Annotated in this window: 11 protein-coding genes and 2 pseudogenes; 8 read left to right on the top strand and 5 right to left on the bottom strand. The window is 61.8% G+C overall.

The genetic code is table 11. The annotated features are described in order from the left end of the window. Positions 1 to 11: 11 nt before the first annotated feature. The 3 genes from J7E83_RS16850 (at position 12) to J7E83_RS16860 (ending at position 3,631) form a co-directional block, all read left to right on the top strand. Positions 12 to 1,517, top strand: a complete 1,506-nt coding sequence (locus J7E83_RS16850) for a sugar ABC transporter ATP-binding protein (RefSeq protein ID WP_214964556.1) — start codon at positions 12 to 14, stop codon at positions 1,515 to 1,517. After that, positions 1,514 to 2,590: an ABC transporter permease gene (locus J7E83_RS16855; protein WP_214964558.1), complete on the top strand. Its 1,077-nt coding sequence runs from the start codon at positions 1,514 to 1,516 to the stop codon at positions 2,588 to 2,590. The genes J7E83_RS16850 and J7E83_RS16855 overlap by 4 nt, the downstream gene beginning before the upstream one ends. 75 nt (positions 2,591 to 2,665) lie before the next feature. Continuing rightward, positions 2,666 to 3,631 carry an amidohydrolase gene (locus tag J7E83_RS16860; protein WP_214964560.1) on the top strand — a complete coding sequence of 322 codons (966 nt, stop codon included), beginning with the start codon at positions 2,666 to 2,668 and terminating at the stop codon, positions 3,629 to 3,631. 25 nt (positions 3,632 to 3,656) lie between these two features. On the opposite strand, the gene J7E83_RS16865 is transcribed toward J7E83_RS16860, so the two are convergent. Further along, complete coding sequence (locus tag J7E83_RS16865; RefSeq protein ID WP_214964562.1) at positions 3,657 to 3,968, bottom strand: putative quinol monooxygenase; 312 nt, start codon at positions 3,966 to 3,968, stop codon at positions 3,657 to 3,659. 9 nt (positions 3,969 to 3,977) lie between these two features. Then, positions 3,978 to 5,012, bottom strand: coding sequence for a LacI family DNA-binding transcriptional regulator (locus J7E83_RS16870; RefSeq protein WP_214964564.1), 1,035 nt, complete (start codon positions 5,010 to 5,012; stop codon positions 3,978 to 3,980). A gap of 247 nt (positions 5,013 to 5,259) precedes the next feature. Here J7E83_RS16870 and J7E83_RS16875 point away from each other — a divergent pair, with 247 nt between their 5' ends. The 4 genes from J7E83_RS16875 to J7E83_RS16890 all read left to right on the top strand — a co-directional run bounded on the left by J7E83_RS16875 (position 5,260) and on the right by J7E83_RS16890 (position 10,654). Continuing rightward, the gene (locus J7E83_RS16875; RefSeq protein ID WP_214964566.1) at positions 5,260 to 6,612 is read left to right on the top strand and encodes an NAD(P)H-dependent oxidoreductase; all 1,353 of its coding nucleotides are present in this window, start codon (positions 5,260 to 5,262) and stop codon (positions 6,610 to 6,612) included. A gap of 93 nt (positions 6,613 to 6,705) precedes the next feature. Next, on the top strand, positions 6,706 to 7,737 hold the full coding sequence (locus tag J7E83_RS16880) for a DctP family TRAP transporter solute-binding subunit (protein ID WP_214964568.1): 1,032 nt from the start codon (positions 6,706 to 6,708) through the stop codon (positions 7,735 to 7,737). Between the two features lie 84 nt (positions 7,738 to 7,821). Further along, entirely contained in the window at positions 7,822 to 9,741 is a 1,920-nt protein-coding gene (locus J7E83_RS16885) for a TRAP transporter large permease subunit (RefSeq protein WP_251043988.1), read from the top strand. Between the two features lie 4 nt (positions 9,742 to 9,745). After that, positions 9,746 to 10,654 (top strand): NAD(P)-dependent oxidoreductase, encoded by a 909-nt coding sequence (locus J7E83_RS16890; RefSeq protein ID WP_214964572.1) that lies wholly within the window; start codon positions 9,746 to 9,748, stop codon positions 10,652 to 10,654. A 1,226-nt stretch (positions 10,655 to 11,880) separates the two neighbouring features. On the opposite strand, the pseudogene J7E83_RS16895 reads toward J7E83_RS16890, so the two are convergent. Next, positions 11,881 to 13,113: pseudogene (locus J7E83_RS16895) on the bottom strand (IS110 family transposase). A gap of 1,070 nt (positions 13,114 to 14,183) precedes the next feature. Here J7E83_RS16895 and J7E83_RS21260 point away from each other — a divergent pair. Then, positions 14,184 to 14,409 (top strand): annotated as a pseudogene (locus tag J7E83_RS21260) (hypothetical protein); the annotation flags it as partial. Positions 14,410 to 14,649: 240 nt separating this feature from the next. Here the strand turns inward: J7E83_RS21260 and J7E83_RS16900 are convergent. Then, a complete protein-coding gene (locus J7E83_RS16900) occupies positions 14,650 to 14,865 on the bottom strand; it encodes a hypothetical protein (protein WP_214964575.1) in 216 nt (71 codons plus the stop codon). Positions 14,866 to 15,013: 148 nt separating this feature from the next. Then, positions 15,014 to 16,330, bottom strand: coding sequence for an ABC transporter permease (locus J7E83_RS16905; RefSeq protein ID WP_214964577.1), 1,317 nt, complete (start codon positions 16,328 to 16,330; stop codon positions 15,014 to 15,016). Positions 16,331 to 16,479: the final 149 nt, after the last annotated feature.

Here is a 16,479-nt window from a genome sequence, read left to right on the forward strand (position 1 = left end):
CGTTGCGGATCATGGTTGCACCGCTGCTTGAACTGCAGAATATCGCCAAGTCCTTCCCCGGTGTCCGAGCCCTGAACGACGTCAACTTCACGCTGGAACGCGGCGAAATCTGCACGCTGGCTGGAGAAAACGGGGCCGGCAAAAGCACCTTGCTCGCCATCCTCGGTGGCTCGCTCGTCCCCGACCACGGTTCCGTGATCATCGACGGAATCCGAAGGGCGCACTTCTCACCGCGGCAGGCACTGGCTGAGGGCGTGAAAATCGCACACCAGGAACCGGCCATCGTGCCGCAGCTGACCGTGGAACAGAACCTGCTGCTAGGCCGGACCTCACGGCAGCGCCGGGAAGCCGCGGCGGACATTGATCAGGCCCTGGCAGACGTCGCCCAGATGGGGTTTCCGCTCAACGCCAAGGCCCCCGTGCAGGGATTGAGTCCGGCACAGCGCCACGCCCTGACCATCGCCCGGGCAATGGCATTCGGCGCAAAAATCGTAGCGTTGGACGAACCCACGACCAGCATGCTCGAACATAACGTCGAGGGCGTCCTCACCAGGGTCAGGGAGATTGCCCACACCCGCGGTGTGGGGATCATCTATGTTTCGCACAAAATGCCCGAGGTCATGAGCGTCTCCGACAAAGTGGTGGTCCTGCGCGACGGCACCGTCAACTACACAACTGCCATCAGACAGACATCTGAACAGGACATCGTGCGGAACATGGTCGGCCGGGAATTGCTCGCGTTCAAGCGGCAGCACCCTATGCAACCCAACGCCCCAGTCATCTTCTCCGCTTCGGACGTCACCCACCCCACGGGCGTCAAGCCCCTCTCCCTGGATGCTCGTGCAGGGGAGGTCGTGGGCATTGCCGGCCTGGTCGGTTCTGGGCGCACCGAATTCCTGCGCGCGATCATCAGGGCCGACAAAGGCAGCACGGGAACGGTGCGCATCGACGGGAAGAAACGTAAAATCCGTTCGCCTCGTGACAGCCGCAATGCCGGCATTGCGTTCATCCCCGAAGAACGCAAGCACCAGGGGCTTGTCCTGCAGGTTCCGGCATACGCAAACGTGGCGCTCACCGCAGACAGGCAGTTCAACGGCTTGGGACCGTTGATCAGCAGGCGCAAACAGATAGCCGCGGCGGAAGAGGCCGCGGCGCGAATGTCACTGCGCCCCGCCAACGTGCGTCTCAACGCCCGCCAGTTCTCCGGTGGCAACCAGCAAAAAATAGTCATCGCCAAGTGGACTTGGCGCAACACCAAGGTTTTCCTCTTTGACGAACCGACCAAAGGTGTGGACGTCGGAGGAAAAGTCGAGATCTACGAGCTCATCGACGCGCTGGCCCATGCCGGCAGCGCCGTCATCGTGGTCTCCTCCGACCTTCCGGAAATCATCTCACTCAGCGACAGGGTCAAAGTAATGCGGCAGGGTCAATTCGTCTCCGAACATACCGGGGACGACATCAACGAACACAGCCTCGTGGCCAACGCCATGGGCATCGCCGAAAGGACGACGACATGAGCCAGCCCACGCTGCCCAAACATGATGCGGGCGAACACGACCCGAAAACCGTGAATCAACAACAGGACGCCACCGCCAAGCCCCGCACCCGGCCGACCCTTAACCTCCAGGCGCTGGGTATTTACATCGCGGCCGTTGTCATCTTCCTGATCTTCGGAATGCTGAACGGAAACTTCCTCACGGCTGGCAACCTCAGGGACATCGCCATCTCCGCCAGCGTCAACGCCATCATCGGCCTCGGCATCACCTTCGTGGTCATCACCGGCGGCATCGATCTCGCCGTGGGCTCCATCGCGAGTTTCGTCGGGATCGTCTCCGCCACTCTCATGGTCAACGCCGGGACCTCGCCCTTCCTCGCCTTGCTCGCCGGCATCGCCCTCGGCCTGGTATGCGGTGCCCTCAACGGCGTGCTCATCACTAAACTCAAGCTGCCGCCCTTCATCGCAACGCTTGGAACGATGAGCATCTACCAGGGTTGCGCATACGTCGTCACCAATGGCCGCCCCGTCTACAACGTGCCCAAGGACTTCGTGTTCATGCTCAACAGCTACATCGGTGGCGTTCCGGTGGCGGTCATCCTCGTCGCGGTCCTGGCCGCGCTCTGTTGGCTACTGCTTCGCCGCACAGTTTTCGGACAGAACGTCATCGCCACCGGCGGCAGCGAAGAAACAGCCTGGCTCTCTGGAGTCCGTGTCGACAGGGTCAAAATCGCCGTCTACGCCCTCTCCGGTATGCTGGCCGGCGTCGGCGGACTGGTCATCGTCGCCCGGATCAACGCCGCACAGACCGACGCCGGCAGCCCCTACCTGCTGACGGCCATCGCCTCCGCTGTGATCGGCGGAGCCAACCTCATGGGTGGTGAGGGCCGCATCGCCGGGACCCTGGTCGGAGCCTTGATCCTTGGCGCCCTGACTAACGGCCTTGTCCTGCTCAACGTCCCGAGCTTCTACGAACAGATCGTCACCGGACTCGTCGTCGTCATCGCCGTGGCACTTGACCAGGGCAGCAAGGGCTGGCCGATGATGAAAAAGCGGTCCCGCGAGAAGTCCGAGAAGAAGGAGGTAACAGCCTAATGGCGTCCGCTCTGCTTGGGAAGGTCCTGGCCGCTACGACCGTCAGTCCCTCCGCGGAACAGCTGGCGGCCACCAGTGCACGAACAGCTGGAACTGATGCTTGATCTGGACATCATCGACGCGCACCACCATCTTTGCGACTTTTCGCAGTCATACCCCTGGTTGGAAGGCCCCGCGGAGCCTTTCCGTTACCACGGAGACGACCGTCCGCTCCGGAGAAGTTACCTCCTCAACGACTACCTTGCCGACGCCCAGGGCTTCAAGCTGGCCGGCTGCGTCCACATCGAAAACGGCGCAGCCGACCCGCTCTGGGAGGCCGGCTGGGTGCAGGGGGTACACGACAGCCATGGCCTGCCATCAGCTCAGGTAGCCAAAGCCTCCCTGAGTGATCCTGCTGCGCTGCCCCATCTGGAAAAGCTTGCCGCCGTTCCGACAGTGCGGGGGGTGCGGGACATCCTCAATTGGCACCCCGACCCGCGATACACACACACGGCCCGGCCTGACCTGCTCAACGACCGGGCATGGCTGAACGGATTCTCGCACCTTGCGCCACTAGGGCTGTCCTTTGACCTGCAGGTCTTCCCCGATCAGCTGGAACAGGCTGCACGGCTGGCCGCGGACCACCCGGAGACGCTGATCATCCTGGACCATGCGGGGATGCCGATCCAACGAGACCCGGAGTCCCTGAGGCACTGGCGGAAAGGCATGTCTGGAATGGCGGCCCAGCCAAACGTAGTTACGAAGATATCGGCCCTCGGAACGAACGATCATTCCTGGACCGCCACGTCAATTCGCCCGATAGTCCTGGAAACCATAGACGCCTTCGGGCCGAACCGGACCATGTTCGGTAGCAACTTCCCAGTGGACAGCCTCTATTCCAGCTTCGCCGCCCTATACACGGCATTTGACGACATAACCGGCTCGATGTCCGTCCACGAACGCCGTGAATTGTTTGCGGAAACCGCACGGCGGACCTACCGCCTCGCACCCGACGCCACCACAGGCAACCCGGAGAGGAACGGAGCCGCTGCGCCGATCTAGGCCAAGACGACAAGGACGGGCTTCATCACAGCGTCCCTTGGTGCTCGGTTCCTGCGGGAATCGGAGAGAGCCGCGTAACGTCGACAGGTTCCTGAAGGAGGCCCTCAAGCGAGGCATTGAGGCGTTTGACGGCCTCTCCCTCGCCATGGGCATCGAGCAGTTCCGCGGATTCCCACTTTTCAATCATGATGATCTGGCCGTTCGGCGCTTCATGGATGGCGTACAGCTGGCATCCGGGTTCCTCGTGCACTTCAGCAATGGCGGGGGAAAGGGCGGCAGCTACCTTGCTAAACGCCCCTTCCATGGGCGTGAAGACTGCAGTAACAATGACGGTCATGGGGATTCCTTAATTGATGGTGGAGAGAGTCATGGGTGAGCAGCTGCTGCGTGGGACGAAGTCGGCGTTAACCTCAATCGTGCGGGGGGCGGGAGGAAGCCGTCCCTGCATCCTCCCCAGCACCAGCTCCAAGGAGTGCACTGCCAGCATGTCGATCGGCTGACGAATCACGCTCAGAGGCGGGCTGGTGAGTTCCGTCCAGGGATTGTCGTCAAAGACTATGACCGACAGATCGTCAGGTATCCGCACGCCGATCTGGACGAGGCGACGAACGGAGCTCTGGACCTGGGCCGTGTTGGCCACAATGAGCGCGGTGGGCCGCTCCCGCAGAGTGAGAAGAGATCCGACTGCGTCACCCCCGCCGTCTCCCCGAAATGGTACATCCCGGATCAGCTGGGGGTCGACGCTGGCCGAAAAGTTGTTGTGAGCCCTCTGGTAGCCCTCGATCCTTGACCTACCCGTAGAGGTGCTGAGGGGCCCTGAGATGAGGCCAATACGCCTGTGTCCGAGACCAAGCATGTGTTCGGTGGCGCGTCGGGCCGAATCTACGTTTTCGATGCTCACAAGGTCGACGGCTTCGAGTTCCGGAATGGTGCGGTCGACGAAGACGACATTTACGCCCAGGGCCCGGAGACGCGCCCACTTTTCGATGTTTGCTCCCGTGGGCGTAGCAATGACGCCTGCTACGGAACGGTCAAGGAGTGTCTCCAGGGATTCGGCTTCGAGGTGAGGGTCTTCCTGGGTGGTCATCACCATCACTTGCACGCCGTGGCTGCGGGCCTCCCAGACCACGCGGTCGGCCAGCTGCGCGAAGAAGGGGTTTGCCAGGTCTGCTACCACCAGGCCAATAGTGGGGGTATGGCCGACGCTGAGTTCACGGGCAGCGGCCCGGGGCCGGTACCCGAGTTCATCGATGACCCTCAACACCGTTTCGCGCTTGGCCGGCGCGACCGGGCCCGAGTCAGGGTTGAGGACACGGGACACGACGGAGACTGAAACGCCGGCCGCCGACGCGACATCGCGAATAGTTGGTGCCTTCTTCACTTCTTCTCCTCCTCGAGGGTCCTGTCTCGGCAGGTGATCACCCCCGCTGTCCATCTGGCTTGAGACCGTGCCTGAGAACCTTCGATTGCGTTCCGCTGTGACTGTTGACACAGCCTATCAGCAACTGGTACAAAAGTGGAACCGGTTCCACTCCGGTCTTAAAATTCCAGTTTGCGACGAAGAGGTTGCTCCGCCACTCAGGTAAAGGGTCCTTCTCGACGCGGAACGCCAAATCAGAGAGATCCCCATGAACCTCCACAAACTTCTTAGCGACCGCGAGCAGGAAGGCCGCCCAGTCCGAGTCGGACTCATCGGAGCTGGCCGCTACGGCACCATGTACCTGGCCCAGGCAAATAACATTCCGGGCATCCACGTGGTCGCTATCGCCGACATCAACGTCAAGCGCGCCGAGGGCGCATTCGAACTGGTCGGATGGCCGAAGAGCCAGATCGCGCCGGACATCGCTACCGCCTTCAGGGACCGTTCCACGACCATCGTGGCCAACGCGGACGAGCTGTTTGATGTCGACATCGACGTCATCGTTGAAGCGACGGGCAACCCGATCGTCGGGGTGAAGCATGCACTGCGTGCCATTGAGACGAAGAAGCACATCATCATGGTCACCGTTGAGGCAGACGCCCTGGCAGGCCCGGCCCTGGCCAGGCGCGCGGAAGCCGCTGGCGTGGTCTACTCGATGGCTTACGGTGACCAGCCGGCCCTCATCATGGAACTTGTGGACTGGGCGCGCACCAGCGGCTTCGACGTTGTCTGCGCGGGCAAGGGAGCAAAGTTCCTTGAGCACTATCACGAGATGAACCCGGACAACGTCTGGGAAAACTGGGAGTTCTCCAAGGAACTCACCGATTCCGGGCAACTGAACCCGAACATGCACACCTCCTTCCGTGACGGTACAAAGGCCTCTATCGAGATGGCAGCCGTTGCCAACGGAGCCGGGCTGGTGCCTTCTGACACCGGGTTGACGTTTTCGCCGGGGGATGTCGAGGAGATCGCCACAATCTGCCGTCCCGCCGATGTCGGGGGAGTCCTCGCCCACGAAGGCACCGTCGACGTCATGTCCAGCGTCAAGCGTGACGGCACGTGGATCCCGCACAACACCCAGGAGGGCGTCTTCGTCGTGGTGAAGGCCACCAACGCTTACGTTTCCGGCTGCTTCACTGAGTACCCATGGCACCCGGACCCCACCGGCCAGTACGCCGCGCTCTACCGCCCCTACCACTACGTGGGCCTCGAACTGAATATGTCCATCGCCAACGCTGCTCTCCGCGGGATCGCCACGGGTTCGCCAATCGGGTTCTTCGGCGACGTTGTCGCGACCGCCAAGAAGGACCTCAAAGCCGGTGAATTCCTCGACGGCGAAGGCGGGTACACGGTCTGGGGCCAGCTCGTTTCGGCCAGGCACTCCGTCGCAACGGGCGCCCTTCCGGTTGCTTTGGCCCACCACGTGGAGCTGCGGAACGACGTAGCCAAGGGCAGGATCGTCGGCTGGGACGACGTCATCATGGACGACTCCCTGGCCCAGGCCCTGGAGGTTCGCCGGGAAACCGAAGCGCTCGTGGCGGAATCCGCAATCAACGCCTGACCCTCCCCGCAGCAAACGGGGCGCGGCAATGAACTTCAGCCGACGTCGTTCACGCCCCGGAACAAGACTCCTTCCAATGAAGAAAGGCATCACATGAAATCCAAGACCCGCGCCCTCACCGGAGTGCTGGCCTGCACCCTCGCAGCCTCAGTCCTCGCCGGATGCGCCTCTGGGGCCTCCGGCGGGGCTGGAGCTCCGCCAGCCAAAATCCAGCTCTCCATCCCTGACCCCCTCACGTCCTCCGTCGGCGTCTCTGCACAGCATTTCGCCGACCAGGTCAAGAAAACATCCAACGGGTCCGTGACCGTCACCGTGGTTCCCAACGGAACCAGCTTCAGCGGAGACCAGAACGCGGCTGTGACACGCCTTCAGGGCGGTTCCCTCGACGCGCTTATCCTGTCGACGTCCGTCTACGCCGCTGTCGTCCCTGAAATGAACGCCATCAGCATTCCGTACCTCTTCAAAGACACCACCGAGGAAGCGGCGTTCCTGGCAGGAAAGCCCGGGCAAGCGCTGAAGGAGAAGCTCGCCGCCAAAGACACCGTCGCGCTTTCCTTCCTCACCCGGACCGGCCGGGAGATCACGAATTCCGTTCGCCCGATCGAGCAGCCCTCGGATCTGAAGGGACTAAAAATCCGGGTCCCCGGCAACCCGTTGTGGACCGACTACTTCAGCAAGCTCGGCGCGAGCCCCACCACTATGGCGTTCTCCGAGGTATTTACCGGGTTGCAGACCGGAACGATCAACGGCCAGGAAAACCCCATCGAGGTGCCATGGACCAACAAGTTCACCGAAGTCCAGAAGTACATCTCGATGACCAACCACATCAACGACGCCTGGGTGCTCGCCCTGTCTTCGAAGAAGTGGGACACCCTCACCGATGACCAAAAGAAGGTCCTCACGGAGGCTTCTACGGAAACCGCCACCTTCAAGACCGGGTATGACGCCGAGCAGTCCAAGAAGCAGCTTGAGGAACTCACCGCCAAGGGAATGAAATCCAACGAGCTCAGCGCCTCCGGCCTGGAGGAATTCAAAGCGGCCTCAAAGAGCCTCTACCCGACCTTCTCCCAGCTGATCGGCAAGGACTTCTTCGACCAGGCCATCGCTTTCACCACCACCAAGTAGCCCCGCCGGCCCGGGGAGACACCTGCTCCCCGGGCCGCCCGCAAGGAAACGCCCCCACTCTCAATGTCGACAGTCTGGAAGCCCATGAAACACATCACTACGACCGAGGAACTCGAGGAGGTCCTCCCCTCGGACGCGGAAGAGATCCTCCACCACGGCCACGTCCCCCCGCGCTGGAGCGGTGCCGTCTGGCTCGACAAGACACTCGAATGGGTTGTGGGAGCGGCAATCCTCGCGGAGCTAGTCGTTATCCTGCTGAACATCACGGTCAGGGTCATCACCGGCGATTCGGTGCTCTGGACCCAGGAAGTCTCAGAAATCGCGCTGCTGACCATAGCGTTCATCGGCGGCGCCATCGCGTATCCCAAGGGCGCGCACATGTCCGTTCAGGCCCTCATCATGCGCCTTCCCGTAGCATGGAAGCCCTATCTGGCCGCTCTGGTCGACTGGCTAGTCTTCGTTATGAGCGCCGGGGCTTTTGCGCTGTTCGTTCCGACGCTCGTCCAGCAGATCGAGGAAAAAACCCCGATCCTGCAGCTGCCCGTTTTCTGGGTCTCACTGCCCTTCTCCGTCGGCATGGTGCTGATCGCCTGGTTCGCACTCCTGAAGCTGTGGCGCCAGGAGCGCCGCCCTGCGCTCACTGCAGCGGGAATCGCGGCAATCCTGATTGTTCTCGTCCTTTTGGCCCAGCCGCTTTTCTACTACGCCACCCCAAACCTCCTTCTCGGCGTCGTGCTTCTGCTGTTGTTCATGCTGCTGTTCCTGGGCCTGCCCATCGCATTCGTTCTTGCACTGGCATCCGGGATCTACCTCTATCTGGGCGGCATTTCGGAGGTCAGCGCCATCCCAATTGGAATGGCTTCCGGGGCTAAGGGCTTCGTCCTTCTGGCCATCCCGTTCTTTATCCTTGCCGGCACGGTCATGAACTCCGCCGGCTTGACCCTCCCGCTGGCCAAGCTCGTCGACGCGCTGATCGGGCACCTGCGCGGCGGCCTTCTCCAGGTGGTCGTCGTGACCGTGTACATCTTCTCCGGCATCTCCGGCTCCAAGGTGGCCGACGTCGCAGCAGTGGGCACCACGATGCGCGGCATGCTCGAAGAACGCAAGTACCCCCGGGGCGAAGTCGTCGCCGTCCTGTCGGCCTCGGCCATCATGGGCGAAACCATCCCGCCGAGCATCGTGCTCCTGATTCTCGGATCCATCACCACCATCTCCACCACCACGCTCTTCCTGGCCGGATTTGTTCCCGCCGCCTTCCTGGCCCTCTGTGTCATGGCACTCGTCTTCTTCCGCGCCCGTAAACAGGGCGGCGTCGCCAGCCCCAAGTCCAGCTGGCGTGAACGAGGGTCGGCAACCTTCTTCGCAATTCCGACTCTTCTGCTTCCTGTGGGCATGGTGGTGGGCATCCTCAGCGGGTTCGCCACACCCACCGAAGTGTCGTCCGTGGCCGTCGCCTACGCCTTCATCCTCGCCGCCGCCTACCGGCGCGGCAGCAGGCACCTGCTTGGTGACACGCTGCGGGAAACGACGACGACGGCGGGAATGGTTCTGTTCATCATCGCGGCGGCGTCCCCGCTGGCCCAGACCCTCGCCCTTGCAGGTGTCTCCCAGCAGATTCACGACCTCATGTCAGGGCTGGGCGACTCACCGCTGCTCTTTATGCTGTTCACCGTTGTCCTGCTGATCATCATGGGCCAGCTGCTGGAAGGCCTTCCGGCGGTACTGATCTTCGCGCCCCTGCTCCTGCCGATCGCCGTCGACTTCGGCGTCAACCCTGTGCAATACGCCATGGTGCTGATCATTTCCATGGGTATCGGCTCATTCGCACCGCCGGCCGGCGTCGGCTTTTACGTAGCTTGCGCAACCGCACATGAAACCGTGGAGAAGAGCCTGAAGCACTTCTGGCCCTATCTGATCGCCGTGTTCCTCGGACTCCTCGTGCTTGCCGCAGTCCCGTGGTTCAGCACCTTCCTTCCCGCCCTCGCCGGACTCATCCCTTTCTAAGCACATGACAACACCGACAACTATTGATGAAGAAATGCCCGGCTACTCTGGATCTGTGGCCCTCATTGGCACAGGGCCCATGGGTGCCCCGATAGCCCGGAACATCCTCGCTGCCCAGGTTCCTCTGACTCTTTGGAACCGCACACCGGAAAAAGCCCGTGCGATTGGGGGAGGCACGGTCGTAGCCACTCCGGCCTTGGCCGCAAGAGAAGTCGTGCTGACTGTATTACCCGACCTCCCTCAGGTTGCGGCTCTACTTCCTGGCGAGGACGGCCTCCTGAAAGGATGGAAAACCGCAGGGATCGAACACCCCATCCTCGTGATTCACGGAACGGTGTCACCGGTGGTGGTCGCAGAGTTAGCCGACGACTGCCTGCGCAACTGGGGGGTGACGGTCGTGGACGCACCCCTTAGCGGCGGAACTATTGGCGCCAAAGAGGGGCGGCTGAGTATCATGGTCGGCGGACCTCCCGACGCAGTGGAACGACTGACCCCGCTCTTCGAGCTATACAGCTCAACAGCCGTTCATTTCGGCAAAACCGGCGCGGGATCAACGGTGAAGGCCTGCAACCAGATCGTCGTCGCCGCCACGGTAACGGCCCTGGCCGAAGCGATGGCCCTCGCTACCACTGCCGGACTGGACCTTGAGAAAGTGCAAACTGTCCTGGCCGGCGGTCTTGCCGACTCAGAAGTACTTCGCCAAAAGGGACGACGCTGGATCGACCAGGACTTCGACGGCGGCGGATCAGCTAAAAACCAGCTCAAAGACCTCAACTTCATAGCCGAGATTGCGACGGCACGCGGGCTGAACCTGCCGCTCGCTAACAGCATCCGGAACGCCTTCCAACTCATGATCGAGGAGGGCTACGGCGACTTGGACCACACGGGGATCTACCGGACCATCCTCGGCTAACCCGCAACCAGGTTCAGGAATGCCATCTCAATGTCCCCAGCGGACGCCAGCTTGTCGTAATCACTGCTTTCGGTGTTCGGCTTCGGGACGATCAGCTAGGTTCCAACCGACCGCAGAATAGTCTTTCGAGGCTCTGGGGGCAGCTTTACTTGTACGCGACGGGGCAATGTTGTGGTTGAGGTGGAAGAAGTTCTCAGGGTCGTAGCGGGACCATAGAAACCAACCATGCGTCCTGTACATCCTGCAAGGAGGATCACTGCCCAGCAGAGTGGAGTCGCTAGGGACTATGGGCCAGGAATGGCGATTCACGGGACGGGGGCCCGGTTTTGGCATGTGGACAATGTCCACACTTCGGGCTTCGGATCGGGTCGTACATCGGCCGGATTGGCTCGGATTAGCGATGTTTTCAGGAGTTCCCAGTGTTCGCAAGGACTGGAATGCAGTTCGAGTCCCACCTCGGGCACGTGTTTTCCCTGTTCAGGGGCTTGTGGGCCTCTGAGTGTGGGCAAAATGTTCACGTTGGGCCCCTTCGGTGGCCCTTTTTCGTTGGTGGCCGTTGCGGTGGCCTGGCGCTCCCTTCGACGACGGTTCTGGGCTTGATACTCCTTCATGGTCGTTCAGGGTCTGGGCAACATGACCTGATCGGGACTGGCCGAGGGGACTGCGCCGGCCAGCTATCTGCGAGTCTCTTCGTGGCTTTCATGGCGTGAACCCGGGTCTACTGCATGATCACGTGAGCGGTTCCATGTTCCTTCTCCTTCAGCGACTGGCGGGCACCGTGCGTGTCTGTCAGGTCTTGGCGTCGTTCTGACATGAAAATAAGGTGCCCACGGCTGTGCGGGACCCGGGCGGGAGCGACATGACCTTGCTGGGCTGGGGGGGGGGGCGGGGCGCGCCGGCTTCTGCGGTCATGACTGTTCATGGGGTTGTTGGTGGGTTGCAGCGTGACTACCGAGCCTGTTCAGCCTCCTTTTTGAGGGGCTTGATGCCAGCGGCCTGAGTCAAGGACGGGCAGGTTGAAGGAACCGGAATCATGGAACACCGACGATCGATCCCTCCGCGCACCTGCTTAGCCTCATCGCACACGACTGTTAGCCTGGACTGCTCAGCGCAGGCATCAACCACAGCTGATGCCGCCATCATTTGCCGGCGGCGATGGCCGACCCGGGTGCAATTGCGGGCAAACCCATTTGCGAAATCCAAACGGGTGACGGTTGAGGTGGGTCTTATCGTGCTTCTGGGAGTGGTTCGATGGTGACTTTGTAGCCCAGGGATTCAAGTTGTCCGATCGCGCGGGCCTTGGTTTTGGTCGGTGCGCGGAGGTTGAAGTAGTCGGCGCCGGGATCCTGGTAGAGCGCGCCGGTGGTGAGCATGTGCCAGGCAGCGGTGAGCATGGCGTGTTCGACGGCGACGATTGCCTTGAGGGGTCCGCGCCGGGAAGCGATGCGCCGGTATTTGGCGGCGAAATACGTGTTGTTGGATCGTGCGACCGAGAGGGCGGCGATGCCCAGGGCTCCCTTGAGGTAGGGGCTGTCCGGCCGGGTTTTGGTGGATTTGACCCTGCCGGCGGATTCATTTGGAACCCGGGCAGATGCCGGCCCAGGAGGCCAATTGCCCGGCGGTGGGAAAGACGGCCATGTCGGCTCCGGTTTCGGCGATGAAGATCTCGGCGGTGGTGGTGCTGAAACCCGGGATGCTCACGAGGATCTCCCGGGCGAGGCGAAAGGGTTCCATCGCCACCTCGATCTTGGCGCTGAGGTCGTTGATGTCGGCGGTGTGGGCATCGATCCGGCGCAGGTACATTGCCGTCATGTAGCGGTGGTGTTCGCTGAACCGGCCCGTGAGCGCCTCGGTGAGCTCGGGGATCTTGGAGCGCATCCGGCCCCGGGCCATTTCCGCGAGTGCCTGCGGTTCGGTCTGCCCGTCGATGAGGGCCTGCAGCATCAGCCGCCCGGAGACGCCGGTGATCTCCGAGGCCACCGAGGAGAGTTTGATGCAGGCGTCCTCGAGGAGCTTCTCCAGGCGCTGGATCTCGCGGGTCCGCTCCCTGGTGATGATTGTGCGGGCACGGGTGAGGTCCCGCAGTTCACGGATCGGCGGCGGCGGGACAAAGGAGGCGCGTACCAGCCCGTGGGCGCCCAGATCGGCAAGCCAGGCCGCGTCCGATACGTCGGTACGTTCCTGGCATCCCGGGCGTTCACCAGCATGATGTCCAGCCCTTCGTCTTCAAGCAGGTAGTAGAAGGGGCGCCAGTAAGCGCCGGTGGCCTCCATGACCACCAGGCTCACATGCTCGCGGAGCAGGTAATCCTTCAATTCCAGGACCTGCCCGGTCATCGCGCCCCACGTCGTGACCGTTGACGCGGTGGCCCGGCTTCCCCGGCCCTGGATGCGGACACAGACCTTCGCGTCCTTCTTCGAAATATCCACACCCGCGCAGCGCGGGTGAATGACCTCCATGGCAGATCACCCTCCTGGGTTTGTTTGAACTGAAATGTGTCTGTGTTCCGGGGAGGGCGGATAAACAACAAATCTGACATTCGTGCTCAAGGGCAACATTCCACGGTCCCGCGGGACAAAATGCTGTGCCCTCCACCACCAAACTGATAGTCAGGCTCACTGGCACCATAGAACGATCGGGGTTGACCGGAACACACTGATCAAGTCTGCCCCTGCGCCCCCGAAGAGCACCAGCGATGCCCGCAGGCGCCGGTGCCGGACGATCTATTTTCCCTCCCCACGGCGGAGCGAAGCCCCTCGGGAACTGATATCGGAGTCACCGCTGGGTTTCAGGGTCCGGAGTGCAATTTGGGGAACCGGGAGCGATCCAAAATTCCGCGAGGAATAACGAAGGAGGAGCGCCGAACGAAATTTTGGATCCTTCCCGGCGCGTAGCGCCCTGGTTGCGCGGAGGACCCGCCCAGCGATGATGGACGATCAGAATGACAAACAGCGAAGGTGCTTCTGGTGGTTCATAGATGTGGTGGAGCGGGCGGCATGACGCGAAGAGATCCTGTGGGAATGCCGTTGTGGCGCGTCCGCTGGCCGCGAAAACTCTGGCTGTCAACACCTGCTTCGTGATCTAGGTGGACTACGGCCATCGGCCCGCGTCGGCCCGGCGACAACGCAGCCGTGGAGGTCGTCGCGCTGCAAGGGTCCGTGGTTGATCTGCAGCTACCTGACAGAACCTGTGGACTGGAAACCACTATTGGTTTTAAGGGAAGCAATGTTCGTGGAAGAACCGGTGATGGTCTTGTGCCCGACCACGTGGGCCGTTGCGGCACTCTTCTTCGAAGCTATCCCCTGCGTCCTGTCCGGTGTCGCCGTGCTCTTTGCCCCCAAGCCCCAGCATGTTGCAGGCCCGTGCACATCCGGCCGTCGTCGGGGGAGCCCCGGCCGTCGAGTCAGCCCACTAACACTTCTGCCGGCAGGTCTCAGGTCAGTCAGGAGCCCATGGGAACGGTCCGAACGGTACCTACCTGCCTTTCTCCACCTTGTTTACCTGAGGGTGTCTCGTAACAGCGACGCACACGGCACCCAACGACAACGGCATGATGCACCAGCAGTTCCTCGCCAAGCTCGGCATCCCCTTGGGCGAACTCTGGCAGCTCGGCCCCCTGAGCCGACACATGAGGGTCACCGGAAGCTGGGACGCTCATCACCATCAAATCACTGAACATCACGGGAGCTACGGGCTCGCCAGGCAATACCACGGTGGCTTTCTATTGTCGCAAAGGGTTCGAAGCAGTCATGTGACCGGGCGGTTCGGCCAGCAGCTCAGTATTCGAAAGCCGCCATTCTGAACTAACAGTCACAGCTCATCTGACCGTCGTTCTGAGACCCCTAGCATGGCGGACTTCCGGTGGCCGACCCTCGCCGCCGAACACCGGAAAGCCGACGACATCGTCCACGATCTGGGCGTTCTGTTCTGGTCCCACCTACCGGCGATGCTTCGAAGCCACCTGCGACGCGGCCAAGCGCGACGTCGTGGTCGAATCAGGATGCACCATAGCCAGCCGCTACCGTGAAGCCGGCTGCTACATGCCCAGCTTCCGGCAGCCGGACGACCTGTTCTTCGACATCGTGACGAACATTCACGTGCCCCTCAATGCCGCACAACAGGCCGGGGACCAGAACATGGCGCGCAAGGCCGTCCACCACTGCCTGACCACCTGCCGTTTCGTGATGCGTGGTGACGGATCCGCCCCCCACGAAGGCAATGTTCGACCTTCTAAAACCGGGGCGTTCCTGATGCAGGCCACCCAACAGGGCTCCTCCGACGACGGATCATGGGCATTACTGCAGTGCTGCGGAACCCCCTCCCGAGGTTCCGCAGCACCTGATATTGCTACAGCAGGGGCTACTCGTACCGCAGGGATTCAATGGGGTCGGCGCGTGCTGCGCGGGCGGCGGGCAGGGTACCGGCTACAAGGGCGATGCCCATCACGACGAGCATGATGACGGTGATTGACATCGGGTCGAAGGCGATCAAGGTCAGCCCCGGCAGGTTTGCAAAGAGAGAGGACCCGAGCGCATTGCCAACCAGGCTTCCCGCGACCATCCCGAGCCCGACGCCGATCGCGCTGCCCAGGAAGCCAATGAAGACGGCTTCGAAACTGAACAGGCCGAACACTTTGCCTCCGCTCATACCCATGGCCTTCATCAGGCCAATCTCCCTTGTTCGCTCCTGGACGGACATCAGCAAGGTATTTACGATGCCGAAGCTCGCAGCAAGCAGGGAGATGACGGCGAAAGCGTTGAGGACCAGCACGATGGCGTCAATGACCGACTGGAAGGTGCCCAGCTGCTCGGCAACTGTGGTCGATTCGTAGCCGGCGGCCGTGAGGCGGTCCTGCAGGGCCGTAACCTGCTCAGGCGTGTAATTCGCGGCGTCGAACCAGATGGTCGCGGAAGCATAGTTGGTGGTCGCCGCCCCGGTGAGGCCAGCGTTTTGGAGCGCCGAGAGTTCGTCGCTGAGAGCCGTGTTCGGTATGGCGTTGCTGCCACTTACCCCGATCCCGGCTTCGCTGACGGCTACAACCTTCGCCGTGACGGTGTGGGCGGTGCGGTTGGCGTCAGTGACCCCGAAGTCAATCGTGCTCCCGATCGCATCCTCGTTGCTTGCGTAGCCGAGGGATTCAATGAACGAGACGGGTAATGCGACCTGCAGTTGGCTCGAGGTCTGGTCAAGTTGCGTGCCGGAAGCGAGTTGAAGGGTTTGCCCGGAGACGAAACCGCCGATGCCGATCTGATACTTGGTGCCGCCGTCGTGCTGGACGTAGTCCACTTTGACTGTCTTGTTCGGCTGTACCGAGAGGACTCCGTCTATGGCGCTGAGCTCTGTGAGCCGCTCCGGTGTGATGGGGTCAACTGTGGCGTTTTGCTGGCCAGTCCCAGAGGTGACTTTCGCGTTGGAAGAAACTTGTTCGGGGTCATACTTCTTTGGTCCGTCGGTAGTGGATTCTGCGTTCTCCGCCTTCTTGGTTACGGTCATGACGTCGTCGGCGCCAATGGCGGAAACGGTGCTGTCGATGTATCGGTTAATGCCCGTTCCAAGCCCGCTGGTGATGGTCAGGGTGAACGCGCCGATAAAGATCGCGAGCACGGTGAGCGTGGTGCGCATCTTGCTGCGGAAGGTGTTGTTAACTGCCGAGCTGATCACGTCGATGTTTTTCATGCTGCGATCCTTGCGTGGGATTCGGCGAGGACGCCGTCGCGGATGTAGATGCGGCGGTCGCAGCGTGCGGCCAGCTCTTCGTCGTGGGTAACGATGACCAGGGTGATGCCCTGCTCCTTGTTGAGGTCGAACAGGATGTCCTCGACGAT

It is taken from the genome of Arthrobacter sp. ISL-48, assembly GCF_018613805.1.
Lineage (GTDB): Bacteria > Actinomycetota > Actinomycetes > Actinomycetales > Micrococcaceae > Arthrobacter.

What these genes read in the sequence shown, in the direction of transcription:
- J7E83_RS16850 (WP_214964556.1), top strand. Translation starts at nt 12, where the DNA reads ATGGTTGCACCGCTGCTTGAACTGCAGAATATCGCCAAGTCCTTCCCC.
- J7E83_RS16855 (WP_214964558.1), top strand. Translation starts at nt 1,514, where the DNA reads ATGAGCCAGCCCACGCTGCCCAAACATGATGCGGGCGAACACGACCCG.
- J7E83_RS16865 (WP_214964562.1), bottom strand. Translation starts at nt 3,968, where the DNA reads ATGACCGTCATTGTTACTGCAGTCTTCACGCCCATGGAAGGGGCGTTT.
- J7E83_RS16875 (WP_214964566.1), top strand. Translation starts at nt 5,260, where the DNA reads ATGAACCTCCACAAACTTCTTAGCGACCGCGAGCAGGAAGGCCGCCCA.
- J7E83_RS16880 (WP_214964568.1), top strand. Translation starts at nt 6,706, where the DNA reads ATGAAATCCAAGACCCGCGCCCTCACCGGAGTGCTGGCCTGCACCCTC.
- J7E83_RS16885 (WP_251043988.1), top strand. Translation starts at nt 7,822, where the DNA reads ATGAAACACATCACTACGACCGAGGAACTCGAGGAGGTCCTCCCCTCG.
- J7E83_RS16890 (WP_214964572.1), top strand. Translation starts at nt 9,746, where the DNA reads ATGACAACACCGACAACTATTGATGAAGAAATGCCCGGCTACTCTGGA.
- J7E83_RS16905 (WP_214964577.1), bottom strand. Translation starts at nt 16,330, where the DNA reads ATGAAAAACATCGACGTGATCAGCTCGGCAGTTAACAACACCTTCCGC.